The 13642-nt window shown below is 72.8% G+C and carries 14 protein-coding genes; 12 read left to right on the forward strand and 2 right to left on the reverse strand.

Annotation, left to right across the window (positions count from 1 at the left end; all coding sequences use genetic code 11):
• The first annotated feature begins 121 nt into the window (after positions 1-121).
• Positions 122-523: a VOC family protein gene (locus tag AB0953_RS21825; protein WP_366861176.1), complete on the forward strand. Its 402-nt coding sequence runs from the start codon at positions 122-124 to the stop codon at positions 521-523.
• Here the strand turns inward: AB0953_RS21825 and AB0953_RS21830 are convergent.
• Both AB0953_RS21830 and AB0953_RS21835 read right to left on the reverse strand, forming a co-directional pair.
• On the reverse strand, positions 454-1188 hold the full coding sequence (locus AB0953_RS21830; RefSeq protein WP_366861177.1) for a helix-turn-helix transcriptional regulator: 735 nt from the start codon (positions 1186-1188) through the stop codon (positions 454-456). The genes AB0953_RS21825 and AB0953_RS21830 overlap by 70 nt on opposite strands.
• Positions 1188-2303: a YihY/virulence factor BrkB family protein gene (locus tag AB0953_RS21835; protein ID WP_366861282.1), complete on the reverse strand. Its 1116-nt coding sequence runs from the start codon at positions 2301-2303 to the stop codon at positions 1188-1190. The genes AB0953_RS21830 and AB0953_RS21835 overlap by 1 nt, the downstream gene beginning before the upstream one ends.
• Positions 2304-2416: 113 nt before the next feature.
• Here AB0953_RS21835 and AB0953_RS21840 point away from each other — a divergent pair, with 113 nt between their 5' ends.
• From AB0953_RS21840 to AB0953_RS21890, 11 genes are all read left to right on the forward strand, one after another.
• Entirely contained in the window at positions 2417-4102 is a 1686-nt protein-coding gene (locus AB0953_RS21840) for an acyl-CoA dehydrogenase family protein (RefSeq protein WP_366861178.1), read from the forward strand.
• 369 nt (positions 4103-4471) lie between these two features.
• Positions 4472-5764, forward strand: a complete 1293-nt coding sequence (locus AB0953_RS21845; protein ID WP_366861283.1) for a GAF domain-containing protein — start codon at positions 4472-4474, stop codon at positions 5762-5764.
• Between the two features lie 5 nt (positions 5765-5769).
• Entirely contained in the window at positions 5770-6333 is a 564-nt protein-coding gene (locus tag AB0953_RS21850; RefSeq protein WP_366861179.1) for a GNAT family N-acetyltransferase, read from the forward strand.
• A 136-nt stretch (positions 6334-6469) separates the two neighbouring features.
• A complete protein-coding gene (locus AB0953_RS21855; RefSeq protein WP_366861284.1) occupies positions 6470-6553 on the forward strand; it encodes a putative leader peptide in 84 nt (27 codons plus the stop codon).
• A gap of 214 nt (positions 6554-6767) precedes the next feature.
• Positions 6768-8459 carry a nitrite/sulfite reductase gene (locus AB0953_RS21860; RefSeq protein ID WP_366861180.1) on the forward strand — a complete coding sequence of 564 codons (1692 nt, stop codon included), beginning with the start codon at positions 6768-6770 and terminating at the stop codon, positions 8457-8459.
• A complete protein-coding gene (locus AB0953_RS21865; protein ID WP_366861287.1) occupies positions 8456-8698 on the forward strand; it encodes a hypothetical protein in 243 nt (80 codons plus the stop codon). The genes AB0953_RS21860 and AB0953_RS21865 overlap by 4 nt, the downstream gene beginning before the upstream one ends.
• Entirely contained in the window at positions 8695-9417 is a 723-nt protein-coding gene (locus AB0953_RS21870) for a phosphoadenylyl-sulfate reductase (protein ID WP_366861181.1), read from the forward strand. The genes AB0953_RS21865 and AB0953_RS21870 overlap by 4 nt, the downstream gene beginning before the upstream one ends.
• 62 nt (positions 9418-9479) lie before the next feature.
• Entirely contained in the window at positions 9480-10025 is a 546-nt protein-coding gene (cysC, locus tag AB0953_RS21875) for an adenylyl-sulfate kinase (protein WP_366861182.1), read from the forward strand.
• Positions 10022-10963: a sulfate adenylyltransferase subunit CysD gene (gene cysD / locus AB0953_RS21880; RefSeq protein WP_366861183.1), complete on the forward strand. Its 942-nt coding sequence runs from the start codon at positions 10022-10024 to the stop codon at positions 10961-10963. Before cysC ends, cysD begins: the two co-directional genes overlap by 4 nt.
• Before the next feature lie 2 nt (positions 10964-10965).
• Positions 10966-12294: a GTP-binding protein gene (locus tag AB0953_RS21885; RefSeq protein ID WP_366861184.1), complete on the forward strand. Its 1329-nt coding sequence runs from the start codon at positions 10966-10968 to the stop codon at positions 12292-12294.
• Between the two features lie 218 nt (positions 12295-12512).
• Positions 12513-13640: an aliphatic sulfonate ABC transporter substrate-binding protein gene (locus tag AB0953_RS21890; RefSeq protein WP_366861185.1), complete on the forward strand. Its 1128-nt coding sequence runs from the start codon at positions 12513-12515 to the stop codon at positions 13638-13640.
• The last annotated feature ends 2 nt before the right edge of the window (positions 13641-13642 follow it).

Below are 13642 nucleotides of genomic sequence, written 5' to 3' on the forward strand. Positions count from 1 at the left end.
GGTCCGGCGGGCACGGAGATCACGTTAACAACCGCCCCCGCTGCCGCGCCAATCCTTTTTCGGCAGCGCCGTGTCCGATGCGTTCAAGACCGGTGCGGGGGCTCCCTCCTAGTCTGGCCGCATGACTCCCCGACTCGACATGATCGGCCTGGTCGTCTCCGACATGGCCGCCTCGCTCGCCTTCTACCGCCGCCTCGGCCTGGACGTCCCGGCCGACGCGGACGGTCAGCCGCACGTGGAGGCCGCCCTGCCGGGCGGGCTGCGGATCGCCTGGGACACCGAGGCGGTGGTCCGCTCCTTCGACCCGTCGTGGTCCCGCCCGGAGGGGGGCGGCCGACAGGAGCTCGCCTTCCTGTGCGACTCCCCCGCGGAGGTGGACGCGCTGTACGCGGAGTTGACGCAGGCCGGGTACCGGGGCCACCTGGAGCCCTGGGACGCCTTCTGGGGACAGCGCTACGCGGTGGTGCTCGACCCGGACGGCTGCGGCGTCTCCCTGTTCGCCCCGACCCAGGCGGCCGCGTAGGCCCCCGGCGTCGTCCCGGCCAGGGCCCGCACCTCGCGGGCGTAGTGCGGTTGGTCCGCGTACCCGGCCCGGTGGGCGACCTCGGCCGCGGACAGCCCCTGCCGGGCCAGGGCCAGGGCCCGCTGGAGCCGCAGCACCCGCCCCAGCATCCGCGGCCCGTAGCCGAACGCGTCGAGCGAGCGCCGGTGCAGCTGCCGCGCCCCGAGCCCGACGTCCGCGGCGACGGCCGCCACCGGGTGCCCGGCGCGCAGCCCGGCCGCCACCCGCGCGGCGAGGGGGTCGGCCGGTCCGGCTTCGGCGGCGCGGGCACGGGCCAGCCGCTCCAGGCCGGTGCGCGGATCCCCGTACGCGCCGACCTGCTCGGCGAGGCGGCGTACCTGCGCGCCGGGCCACAGCGCGGCCAGCTCGACGCGGCGGTCGAGCAGTTCGCGGGCCGGTACGCCCAGCAGCGCCGGCGCGGCTCCGGGGGCGAACCGGATCCCGGCGAAGCCGGTGCCCGGCACCTCCCCCGCGGGGTGCGGGCCGGTGTCCGGGCCGGCGACGAGCAGCCGGCCGTCGATCCACAGCAGGTCCATGCAGCCGTCGGGCAGCACCACCGCGCCGGGGGCGTCGGCCCGCCACAGGACCGCCCCGGGAACCAGCAGGGACGGCCGCTCCTCGTACATCAGTGCTTGCGCAGCCGGGCGGTGTAGTCGTCGGGCGGAAGGAAGTTCGACCAGCGCTCCGGGAATTCCGACGGCATGCCGGCGTCGCCGTCCTCGTCGTCCTCGGACTCTCCCTCGGCGAGCGCGCGCCAGGCGGCGGCGCGGGCGACGAGCTGCGCGGCCTCGGCCTCGCGGGCCCGCTCGTTCGCCTCGCGGGCGGCGGCCGTGGCCACGGAGGGCCAGACCCGGTCGATGGCGGCGTTGACGGCCGCGCCGACGAGGACCGCGAAGGCGGAGACGCCGATCCACAGCAGCACGGCGACGGGGGCGGCGAGCGAGCCGTAGATGGTGGGTCCCTCGACGGTGCTGGTGAGGTAGATCCGCAGCAGGAACGAGCCGAGCACCCACATGGCCAGCGCCACCAGCGCGCCGGGGACGTCCTCGATCCACGGCGAGCGGACGGGCACGGAGACGTGGTAGAGGGTGGTGAGGAAGACGATGGACAGCAGGGTGACGGTCGGCCAGTACAGGACGGCGATCACCTCCGCGCTCCAGGGCAGCCACTGCACCACGGCGTCGGGCCCCGCGACCATCAGCGGCAGCACGACGGCGCCGATGACCAGGGCGATGACGTAGAGCAGGAAGGCAAGCAGCCGGGTCTTGACGATGCCGCGCTGCCCGTCGAGGCCGTACATGACGGTGATGGTGTCGATGAAGACGTTGACGGCGCGGGAGCCGGACCAGAGGGCGAAGGCGAAACCGAGGGAGACCAGGTCGGGGCGGCCGGCGCGGGTCACGTCGTCGAGCATGGGTCTGGCGATCTCGTTGACGCCGCGGTCGGACAGGACGGTGCCGACGGCCCGCAGGATGTTCTCCTCGATGGAGGCGACGAAGGTGCGGTGGGTCCAGCCGTCGACGTAGCCGAGGAGGCCGAGCAGGCCGAGGAAGAGCGGCGGCAGCGAGAGCAGGGTGAAGAAGGCGGCCTCGGCGGCCAGGCCCAGGATCCGGTACTCGATGCACGAGTTCACGGTGTCCTTCAGCAGCAGCCAGGCCATCTTGCGCTTGGAGACGTTGCGGTAGAGGGCCCGGGCGCGGTGGAGGCGCCCGCGGGGCCCGAGTCCGTGCCCGTGCGTCACGTGCCCGTGCCCGTGGCCGTGGCCGGGCTCCCGGCCCCGTCCGTGGCCCGGCCCGTGGCCGTGGACCCGCTCGGGTGTTTCTTCTGCTGGCTGCACGTCCTTACGGTATCCGCATGGCAGCCACCACCCACACCGTCACCAATCAGCCTCCACCCCTGGTGGGACACGACGTCTACAGCGGTGACCGGGCGCTCACCGAGGCCGTGGAGCGCCACCTCGGCGATCTCGCGCCCGGACTGCTCGGCGAGGTGCAGGAGGAGCTCGCGGACCTCGGGCGGGCCGCCGGCTCGGAGGAGGCGCAGGAGTGGGCCGCGCAGGCCGACGGGAACCCGCCGCGGCTGCGCACCCACGACCGGTACGGGAACCGGATCGACGAGGTGGAGTTCCATCCGGCGTGGCACCGGCTGCTGGGCCACGCGGTCGGGGCGGGGCTGACCGATGCCTGGGGGCGGCCGGCGGGGCACCTGCGGCGGGCGGCCGGGTTCTTCGTGTGGTCGCAGGTCGAGGCGGGGCACGGCTGCCCGGTGTCGATGACGCATGCGGCCGTGCCGACCCTGCGCGCGGATCCGGAGCTGGCCGCGGTGTGGGAGCCGCTGCTGACCTCCCACGTGTACGACCGGGGGCTGGAGCCGGCGGCGCGCAAGGCGGGGGTGCTGTTCGGCATGGCGATGACGGAGAAGCAGGGCGGCAGCGACGTACGGGCGAACACGACGGTGGCCCGGCCGCTGGGCGGGGCGGGGAGCTCCGGCGGGGCGGGCGGCTCGGGCGGGGCGTACGAGCTGACCGGGCACAAGTGGTTCTGCTCGGCCCCGATGTCGGACGCCTTCCTGGTGCTGGCCCGGGTCGAGGGCGGCGGGGCCGAGGAGCCGACGTGCTTCCTGGTGCCGCGGGTGCTGGAGGACGGCACCCGCAACGCGTTCGCCCTCCAGCGGCTGAAGGACAAACTGGGCAACCGGTCCAACGCGTCGGCCGAGGTGGAGTTCGACGGGACGTGGGCACTGCGGGTCGGGGAGGAGGGCCGCGGGCTCCGGACGGTCATGGGGATGGTGGCGGCGACCCGGGTGGACTGCGTGATCGGATCGGCCGCGCTGATGCGGCAGGCGCTGACCCAGGCCCTGCACCACGCGGAGCACCGCTCCGCTTTCGGAGCGCTGCTCGTCGACCAGCCGCTGATGCGCAACGTCCTGGCCGACCTCGCCGTGGAGTCGGAGGCGGCCACCACCCTCGCCCTGCGCCTGGCCGCCGCGTACGACGCGGGGACGGACGAGGAGCAGGCCTTCCTGCGCCTCGCGGTGCCCGTCGCGAAGTACTGGGTGACCAAGCGCTGTACGCCGATGGTGGCAGAGGCCCTGGAGTGCCTGGGCGGCAACGGCTACGTGGAGGAGTCCGGGATGCCGCGCCTGCTGCGCGAGTCGCCCCTGAACTCCATCTGGGAGGGATCGGGCAACGTCCAGGCCCTGGACGTGCTGCGCGCGCTCCGGCGCGAGCCCCGGGCGCTGAACGCCTTCCTGCAGGAGATCGGGCGGGCGCGGGGCGCCGACCACCGGCTGGACGCCGCGATCAAGGACCTGCTGACCGAGCTGGCGGACCTGTCGGGGATCGAGGCCCGCGCCCGGCGGGTGGCGGAGCGCATGGCGCTGCTGCTCCAGGCGTCCCTGCTGGTGCGCTGGGCCCCGCCGGAGGTGGCGGACGCGTTCTGCGCCGCGCGCCTGGGCGGCGACCGCGGGGCGGCCTTCGGCACCCTGCCGCACACCCTGGACCTGGCGGCGCTGGTGGAACGGGCACGGATCGCGGGCTAGCGGCGGTCCCCAAACCGCCCCGCGCCGGGATCCGGACCCGTCGACCGGGTCAGGGGTGGCGCCGCGCCGACTCGGCACCACCCCTGCCCGAAAAGCCCCGAGGAGGAGCTGTCACGCCGCTCGGCGGCGTCCGGACAGTTTCGGTCGGGCGCCGGAGACTTGGCGAGAGTTGCGTACCGTTGCAACCCTCTGGGTCGGAACCGTCCGCCGGGTGCGCCAGGGACAGCGGCACACCGGCGTGCCTGCCGGGACGACCGCCGGCGCGGCTGCCGGGGTCGCCGCCGCGGCCCCCGCCGGGCCGGTTCCGTCGTACGTCCTGTTCCGCCTGTTCCGTACGGGGAGGGTCCGGTGGCCGACACCGCAGGCAGCATGGTCGACGTGGCGCGCCTCTCGGCCATGGACGCGCGGGAGGCCGCGCGGCTGCTCAAGGGGGTGCGGGCGGCGGCGCTGGCCGGGGACCGGCCGCCGGTGCTGCCGCGCCCGGAGATCGCGGAGTCCTGGCGGCGGATGCTCGCCGGCGGGGTGCACCCGGACCGGGACGCCCGCTCGCGGGTGCTGTCGGCCGCCGAGACCGAGGAGCGGCGCCAGGAGTCGCCGCTGCGGGAGATCCTGCCGGTGCTGCGCGAGGGGCTGCTGCCGACGCTGGACACGGCGCTGCACATCATGGTCGTCGCCGACGCGGACGGGCGGCTGCTGTGGCGGGAGGGGGCGGCCCCGATCCTGCGGGCGGCGGACCGGCTGGGCTTCGGGGTGGGCGCGGACTGGGACGAGGCGGTGGTCGGCACCAACGGGGTGGGCACGGCGCTGGTGGCCCGCCGGCCGGTCCAGGTGTTCTCGGCGGAGCACTTCGTCTCCAGCCACCACGAGTGGACGTGCGCGGGGGCGCCGCTGCACGACCCGCGGGACGGGCGGCTGCTGGGCGTGGTGGACGTCAGCGGCCCGCTGGCCACCATGCACCCGGCGACGCTGGCGTGGGTGACCTCGGTGGCCCGGCTCGCGGAGCGGGAGCTGCGGGTGCGGCACCTGGAGTCGCTGGAGCGGCTGCGGGCGGTGGCCGCGCCGCTGCTGGCCCGGCTGCCGGGCCGGGCCCTGGCGGTGGACCCGCACGGCTGGACGGCGGCGGTGACCGGGCTGGCCCCGACGGAGCGGATCCCTCTGCCGAAGGGGTTCGGGCCGGGCCGGGTGCGGGTGGCGCAGCTGGGGGCGTGCGTGGTGGAGCCGCTGCCCGGCGGCTGGCTGCTGCGCGTCGCGGAGGCGCCGGCGAGCTCGGCGGCGGCGAGCCGGGTGGTGCTGGACCTGAGCCGGCCGCGCTCGTGGACGGCGACGGTGTACGGGGCGGCCGGGAGCTGGTCGCAGGAGCTGAGCCCGCGCCACGCGGAGCTGCTGTTCCTGCTGGCGGAGAGCCCGCGGGGGCGGTCGGCGGCGGAGCTGGCCGGGGAGCTGTTCGGGGACCCGACGCGGACGGTGACGGTGCGGGCGGAGCTGTCGCGGGTGCGGCGGAACCTGGCGGGGGTGCTGGCGCACCGCCCGTACCGCTTCGCGGACGACGTGGAGGTGGAGCTGATCCGTCCCGCGGACCCGGCCGGGCTGCTGCCGCACTCGACGGCGCCGGCGGTGATCAGGGCCCGCCTGGGCCGTCCGGGGCCGGGCGTGATTCCCTGACCTGCATGAGCACCATCACCCTCACCACGTGGTCCTTGGAGATGACCTCCCCGCAGGACCTGGTCCCGGCGGCCGTCCCGGGATCCGAGATCACTGTCCGGCGGGCGGAAGTCCCCTCGCCGGAGTTCAGCCGCTTCCTGTACGCCTCGGTGGGCGGGGACATCCACTGGACGGACCGGCTGTCGCTGACCCGCGAGCAGTGGGTGGAGTACCTGTCCCGGCCCGGGGTGGAGACGTGGGTGGCGTACGAGCGCGGGACGCCGGCCGGATACGTGGAGCTGGACCCGCAGGACGACGGTGTGGTCGAGATCATGTACTTCGGGCTGCTGCCGGACTTCCGCGGGCGGCGCATCGGCGGCCACCTGCTGACGGTCGGCGTGAGCGCGGCCTGGTCCCTGGCGGAGCGCTGGGCGGAGCGCGAGCCGACCCGCCGGGTGTGGCTGCACACCTGCAGCCAGGACGGCCCGACGGCGATGGACAACTACCTGCGCCGCGGCTTCAGGCTCTTCCGGACGGAGACCGAGGAGAAGGAGGACACCCCCACTCCGGGCCCTTGGCCCGGCGCCTGACCGCCCGGGGGGCGCGGCCCGCGGTGGCGGCCCGCGCGGCGTAACCCAGATCACTTCGTCCCAATATTCGGGACGATCGGGTCCACATCATGGACAGTAGTGGACTCCTCCAATCGAGCCATGACACGCTTCCGCCATGAATGGAGCTGGAACAGCCTTGGTGAGTCGGCGGCACGTCGACCTCGGCCGCATGTCCAGCGCCATCTGTCCGGCGCGCTGACGGAACCAGCCACCGCCGCACAGCGCACCGCACAGCGTCGTCGCGGGTGCGCCGCACCCTGCCAGTCCCCTGAGGCGAGCACCGCCCTGACCACCGGCACAACCGGAAACAGGCGGCGCTCAGCCACACCTGCTCAACGTCAGCAACGTCACGGGGGCCGCGCCGCCAACTCCCCCTGCCCTTGCCTTGAGCCGCCGAAGAAGGACGTACCGCCATGGCCGCCACCCCCGGAACACCCGCCGCAACGCGCCGCAAGACCGGCCGTCACCGCGGTGAGGGCCAGTGGGCCGTTGGACACCACACCCCCCTCAACGGCAACGAGCAGTTCAAGAAGGACGACGACGGTCTCAATGTGCGGACACGCATTGAGACGATCTACTCGAAGACCGGATTCGACTCCATCGATCCCAACGACCTGCGTGGCCGCATGCGCTGGTGGGGCCTCTACACCCAGCGCAAGCCCGGGATCGACGGCGGCAAGACCGCGATCCTGGAGCCGGAGGAGCTGGACGACAAGTACTTCATGCTGCGCGTGCGCATCGACGGCGGCCGGCTCACGACCGAGCAGCTCCGCGTGATCGGGGAGATCTCCGAGGAGTTCGCCCGCGGCACGGCCGACCTGACCGACCGCCAGAACGTGCAGTACCACTGGATCCGCATCGAGGACGTCCCGGAGATCTGGCGCCGCCTGGAGGCCGTCGGCCTGTCGACCACCGAGGCCTGTGGTGACACGCCCCGCGTCATCCTCGGCTCGCCCGTCGCCGGCATCGCCGAGGACGAGATCGTCGACGGCACCCCGGCCATCGAGGAGATCCAGCGCCGCATCGTCGGCAACAAGGACTTCTCCAACCTCCCCCGCAAGTTCAAGTCCGCGGTCTCCGGCTCGCCGCTGCTCGACGTGGCGCACGAGATCAACGACGTCGCCTTCGTCGGCGTGAACCACCCCGAGCACGGGCCCGGTTTCGACGTGTGGGTCGGCGGCGGCCTGTCCACCAACCCCAAGCTGGGCGTGCGCCTGGGCACCTGGGTCTCCCTGGAGGAGGTCCCGGACGTCTACGAGGGCGTCATCTCGATCTTCCGCGACTACGGCTACCGCCGCCTGCGCACCCGCGCCCGGCTGAAGTTCCTCGTCGCCGACTGGGGCGCGGAGAAGTTCCGCCGGGTCCTGGAGGACGAGTACCTGGGGCGCAAGCTCACCGACGGTCCCGCGCCCGAGCAGCCGAGCGGCCACTGGCGCGACCACGTCGGCGTCCACCGGCAGAAGGACGGCCGCTTCTACGTCGGCTTCGCCCCGCGCGTCGGCCGCGTCGACGGCGCCACCCTGACCAAGATCGCGGACATCGCCGAGAGCCACGGCTCCGGGCGCCTGCGCACCACCGCCGAGCAGAAGATGATCGTGCTCGACATCGAGGAGGCGCAGGTCGACTCGGTCGTGGAGGCCCTGGAGGCGCTGGACCTGCGGGTCAAGCCGTCCCCGTTCCGCCGCGGCACGATGGCCTGCACCGGCATCGAGTTCTGCAAGCTGGCCATCGTCGAGACCAAGGGGCGCGGCGCCTCGCTGATCGACGAGCTGGAGCGCCGCCTGCCGGACTTCGCCGAGCCGCTCACCATCAACATCAACGGCTGCCCGAACGCCTGCGCCCGCATCCAGGTGGCGGACATCGGTCTCAAGGGCCAGCTGGTCCTGGACGAGGACGGCAACCAGGTCGAGGGCTACCAGGTCCACCTGGGCGGCGCGCTCGGCCTGGAGGCCGGCTTCGGCCGCAAGGTCCGCGGCCTGAAGGTCACCGCGGCCGGGCTGCCGGACTACGTCGAGCGGGTCGTCACGCGCTTCCAGGAGGAGCGCGAGGACGGCGAGCGCTTCGCGGCCTGGGTCTCCCGTGCGAGCGACGAGAGCCTCTCGTGAGCGAGCGCGCGGCCCCGTTCCACTGCCCGTACTGCGGCGACGAGGAGCTGTTCCCCGGTGAGCAGGGCCACGGAGCCTGGGAGTGCAGGTCGTGCAACCGGGCCTTCCAGCTGAAGTACCTGGGCCTGCTGGCCCGGGGCCTGCGGGCGGCGAACGGCACGGGTACGGGCACCACGGACACGGGCACCACGGACACGGACACCACGGCGGCGGACAGCACGGGAACGGAAGAGACATGACGGCGACCCAGGAGTCACCCGCGGACGATCCCGCGGCGCGCGACCTCAAGGCGCTGGCCGAGCAGGCGGGCCGCGACCTCGAGGACGCCGACGCGCTGGAGATCCTGCGCTGGGCGGCCGACACGTTCGGCGCGAAGTTCTGCGTCACCTCCTCCATGGAGGACGCCGTCGTCGCCCACCTGGCCTCCCGGGTCCGCCCCGGCGTGGACGTGGTCTTCCTCGACACGGGCTACCACTTCGAGGAGACCATCGGCACCCGCGACGCGGTCGACGCGGTGATGGACGTCAACGTCATCACCCTCACCCCGCGCCAGACGGTCGCCGAGCAGGACGCCGAGTACGGCCCGAAGCTGCACGACCGCGACCCCGACCTGTGCTGCGCCCTGCGCAAGGTCAAGCCCCTCGAAGAGGGCCTGACCGCGTACGAGGCATGGGCGACGGGCCTGCGCCGCGACGAGTCCCCGACCCGGGCGAACACCCCGGTCGTCGGCTGGGACGAGAAGCGGCAGAAGGTCAAGGTCTCGCCGATCGCCCGCTGGACGCAGGACGACGTGGACGCGTACGTGCTGGAGCACGGCGTGCTCACCAACCCCCTGCTGACGGACGGCTACGCCTCGGTCGGCTGCGCCCCCTGCACCCGCCGCGTGGCGGAGGGCGAGGACGCGCGCGCCGGCCGCTGGGCCGGCCGGGCCAAGACCGAGTGCGGGCTACACGGCTGATGTCCACCCCGCCAGCACGAACCACGGACACCCCGAAAACCACGGAACCTACGGAGAAGCGGATGAGCGTGACCGGCCAGGGAGCCACCGTGTGGCTGACCGGTCTGCCCAGCGCGGGCAAGACCACCATCGCGTACGCGCTGGCCGAGCGGCTGCGCGCCGAGGGCCACCGGGTGGAGGTCCTCGACGGGGACGAGATCCGCGAGTTCCTCTCCGCCGGTTTGGGCTTCACCCGCGAGGACCGGCACACCAACGTCCAGCGGATCGGCTTCGTCGCCGAACTCCTCGCCAGCAACGGTGTGAAGGCCCTCGTCCCGGTGATCGCCCCGTTCGCCGACAGCCGCGAGGCCGTCGCGAAGCGGCACGCCGCCGCCGGGACGACCTACCTGGAAGTGCACGTCGCGACCCCGGTCGAGGTGTGCTCCGAGCGTGATGTGAAGGGCCTGTACGCCAAGCAGGCGGCGGGCGAGATCTCCGGTCTGACCGGTGTCGACGACCCGTACGAGGCCCCCGGGGCCCCGGACCTGCGGATCGAATCGCACACGCAGACCGTGCAGGAGTCGGCCTCCGCCCTGCACGCCCTGCTCACCGAGAGGGGTCTGGCATGACCACCGCCGCGCACCTGCACACCGAGTCCGGCTCCGACGCGCCCTACGCGCTGTCGCACCTGGACGCCCTCGAATCCGAGGCGGTGCACATCTTCCGCGAGGTGGCGGGCGAGTTCGAGAAGCCGGTGATCCTGTTCTCCGGCGGCAAGGACTCCATCGTCATGCTGCACCTGGCGCTCAAGGCCTTCGCCCCCGCGCCGGTGCCCTTCGCGCTGCTGCACGTCGACACGGGCCACAACTTCCCCGAGGTCATCGAGTACCGCGACCGCACGGTCGCCCGGCACGGCCTGCGCCTGCACGTGGCCTCCGTGCAGGAGTACATCGACGCCGGCAAGCTCCGCGAGCGCCCGGACGGCACCCGCAACCCGCTGCAGACGGTCCCCCTCACCGAGGCCATCCAGCAGCTGAAGTTCGACGCCGTGTTCGGCGGCGGCCGCCGCGACGAGGAGAAGGCCCGCGCCAAGGAGCGCGTGTTCTCCCTGCGCGACGAGTTCTCCCAGTGGGACCCGCGCCGCCAGCGCCCGGAGCTGTGGCAGCTCTACAACGGCCGCCACGCGCCCGGCGAGCACGTCCGCGTCTTCCCGCTGTCGAACTGGACCGAGCTGGACGTCTGGCAGTACATCGCGCGGGAGGGGATCGAGCTCCCGGAGATCTACTTCGCCCACGAGCGGGACGTCTTCCGGCGCAACGGCATGTGGCTGACCGCGGGTGAATGGGGCGGCCCGAAGGAGGGCGAGACGGTCGAGAAGCGGCTGGTGCGCTACCGCACCGTCGGCGACATGTCCTGCACCGGCGCCGTCGACTCCGACGCCGCCGACCTCGATGCGGTGATCGCCGAGATCGCCGTCTCCCGCCTGACCGAGCGGGGCGCGACCCGCGCCGACGACAAGCTGTCCGAGGCCGCGATGGAAGACCGCAAGCGCGAAGGGTACTTCTAGCCATGACCAGCACCACCGAGCAGCTCAGCGCGACGACGCTGCTGCGCTTCGCCACCGCGGGTTCCGTCGACGACGGCAAGTCCACCCTGGTCGGCCGTCTGCTGCACGACTCCAAGTCGGTCCTGGAGGACCAGCTGGAGGCCGTGGAGCGGGTCTCGGCCGACCGCGGCCAGGACACCCCGGACCTGGCGCTGCTGACCGACGGCCTGCGGGCCGAGCGGGAGCAGGGCATCACCATCGACGTGGCCTACCGCTACTTCGCCACCGCCCGGCGCCGGTTCATCCTGGCCGACACCCCCGGGCACGTGCAGTACACCCGGAACATGGTCACCGGTGCCTCTACGGCGGACCTGGCCGTGGTCCTCGTCGACGCCCGCAACGGCGTCATCGAGCAGACCCGCCGCCACGCCGCGGTCGCCGCGCTGCTGCGCGTCCCGCACGTGGTCCTCGCCGTGAACAAGATGGACCTGGTCGGCTACGAGGAGGCGGTCTTCGCGAGGATCGCCGAGGAGTTCACCTCCTACGCCTCGGAGCTGGGCGTGCCGGAGATCACCGCGATCCCGATCTCGGCCCTGGCCGGCGACAACGTGGTGGAGCCGTCCGCGAACATGGACTGGTACGGCGGGCCGACGGTGCTGGAGCACCTGGAGACCGTCCCGGTCAGCCACGACCTCACCGCCTGCCCGGCCCGTTTCCCGGTGCAGTACGTGATCCGGCCGCAGACCGCCGAGCACCCCGACTACCGCGGCTACGCGGGCCAGATCGCCTCCGGCGTGCTGCGGGTCGGCGAGCCGGTCACCGTGCTGCCGTCGGGCCGTACCTCGGTCATCGAGGGCATCGACGCGCTCGGTGAGTCGGTGGACATCGCGTGGGCGCCGCAGTCGGTGACGGTCCGGCTCAAGGACGACATCGACATCTCGCGCGGCGACCTGATCGCGCCGACCGCGAGCGCCCCGGCCACCACGCAGGACGTCGTCGCCACCGTCTGCCACGTCGCGGACCAGCCGCTGGCCGTGGGGGCGCGGGTGCTGCTGAAGCACACCACGCGCACGGTGAAGGCGATCGTCAGGGAGATCCCGTCCCGGCTGACGCTGGACGACCTCTCCCAGCACCCGAACCCCGGGCAGCTGGTGGCCAACGACATCGGCCGCGTGGTCGTCCGTACCGCCGAGCCGCTCGCGCTCGACGCGTACGCCGACTCGCGCCGCACCGGGTCCTTCCTGCTGATCGACCCGGCCGACGGAACCACCCTGGCGGCCGGCATGGCGGGCGAGTCCTTCGCCTCCGCGGCCGAGGCCGTACAGGCGGACGAAGAAGGGTGGGACTTCTAGATCATGCTGACCGACATCTACACCACCTTCGCGAAGGAGGGCGGCCGCGTAGGCAGCGGCGCCCTCGGCAGCGGCCAGGGAGGGGTGGCGCGATGTGCGCGATGACGTACGCGCACTGCCTGCGCGCCCTCACCCCCCACGAGCTGTACCTGCCCCTGCACCACAGACGAAGACCTGCGCCGTAATCCCAAGACGGCGCGTCGAGAGGAAGCCCTCCCGTGCCTGCCACCCCCGGTACCACCGCCAAGACCCTGCGCCGCGGCATCGCCGCAGCCGCCGCCCTCCCGCTGCTGATCGGCGCTCTCGCCTCGTGCGGGTACGGCTCCGAGGCCGAGAAGACCGACGAGAAGAAGGCGGCCGTCGCCGACGACGCCAAGAAGCTGTCGGCCTCCGAGGTCCGCGTCGGCTACTTCCCGAACCTGACGCACGCCACCGCCCTGGTCGGCATCCAGGAAGGCCTGATCGCGAAGGAGCTGGGCGGCACCCAGCTCAAGCCGCAGACCTTCAACGCCGGACCGTCCGAGATCGAAGCCCTCAACGGCGGCTCTCTCGACATCGGCTTCATCGGCCCCTCGCCGTCCATCAACGGCTACGTGAAGTCCAAGGGCTCCAACCTGCGGATCATCTCCGGCTCCGCCTCCGGCGGCGTCAAGCTGGTGGTGAACCCGGACAAGGTCAAGAGCCTGGACGACCTCAAGGGCAAGAAGATCGCCACCCCGCAGAAGGGGAACACGCAGGACGTCGCGTTCCTCAACTGGATCTCCGAGAAGGGCTGGTCGGTCGACCCCGAGTCCGGCAAGGGCGACGTCTCCGTCGTCCGTACGGACAACAAGGTCACCCCGGACGCCTTCAAGCAGGGCTCGATCGACGGCGCCTGGGTGCCCGAGCCCACCGCGTCCAAGCTCGTGTCCGAGGGCGGCTCCGTCCTCCTCGACGAGACCTCCCTGTGGCCCGACAAGAAGTTCGTGATCACGAACGTCATCGTGTCGCAGAAGTTCCTCAAGGAGCACCCGGACGTCGTCGAGGCCGTGCTGCGCGGCACGGTGAAGACCAACGAGTGGATCAACGCCAACCAGGACAAGGCGAAGGCCTCCGCCAACGCGGCCCTGAAGGCGCTGAGCGGCAAGGAGCTGGAGCCGGCCGTCATCGACCCGGCCTGGAAGAGCATCCTCGTCACCGACGACCCGCTGGCCTCCACGCTGAAGACCGAGTCCGACTGGGCGGTCAAGGCCAAGCTCATCGAGCAGCCCGACCTCGCCGGCATCTACGACCTGTCGCTCCTGAACAAGGTGCTCAAGGCCGCCGGAAAGCCCGAGGTCGCCGACGCCGGTCTCGGCGCCAAGTAAGT

Origin of the sequence: Streptomyces sp. NPDC046866, assembly GCF_040704625.1 — a bacterium.
Taxonomy (GTDB): Bacteria; Actinomycetota; Actinomycetes; order Streptomycetales; family Streptomycetaceae; genus Streptomyces.

Bases quoted from the DNA above. Each gene is read 5' to 3' on its own strand.
- AB0953_RS21825 (WP_366861176.1), top strand. From the start codon at position 122: ATGACTCCCCGACTCGACATGATCGGCCTGGTCGTCTCCGACATGGCC.
- AB0953_RS21830 (WP_366861177.1), bottom strand. From the start codon at position 1,188: ATGTACGAGGAGCGGCCGTCCCTGCTGGTTCCCGGGGCGGTCCTGTGG.
- AB0953_RS21840 (WP_366861178.1), top strand. From the start codon at position 2,417: ATGGCAGCCACCACCCACACCGTCACCAATCAGCCTCCACCCCTGGTG.
- AB0953_RS21845 (WP_366861283.1), top strand. From the start codon at position 4,472: ATGGTCGACGTGGCGCGCCTCTCGGCCATGGACGCGCGGGAGGCCGCG.
- AB0953_RS21850 (WP_366861179.1), top strand. From the start codon at position 5,770: ATGAGCACCATCACCCTCACCACGTGGTCCTTGGAGATGACCTCCCCG.
- AB0953_RS21855 (WP_366861284.1), top strand. From the start codon at position 6,470: ATGAATGGAGCTGGAACAGCCTTGGTGAGTCGGCGGCACGTCGACCTC.
- AB0953_RS21860 (WP_366861180.1), top strand. From the start codon at position 6,768: ATGGCCGCCACCCCCGGAACACCCGCCGCAACGCGCCGCAAGACCGGC.
- AB0953_RS21870 (WP_366861181.1), top strand. From the start codon at position 8,695: ATGACGGCGACCCAGGAGTCACCCGCGGACGATCCCGCGGCGCGCGAC.
- cysC (WP_366861182.1), top strand. From the start codon at position 9,480: ATGAGCGTGACCGGCCAGGGAGCCACCGTGTGGCTGACCGGTCTGCCC.
- cysD (WP_366861183.1), top strand. From the start codon at position 10,022: ATGACCACCGCCGCGCACCTGCACACCGAGTCCGGCTCCGACGCGCCC.
- AB0953_RS21885 (WP_366861184.1), top strand. From the start codon at position 10,966: ATGACCAGCACCACCGAGCAGCTCAGCGCGACGACGCTGCTGCGCTTC.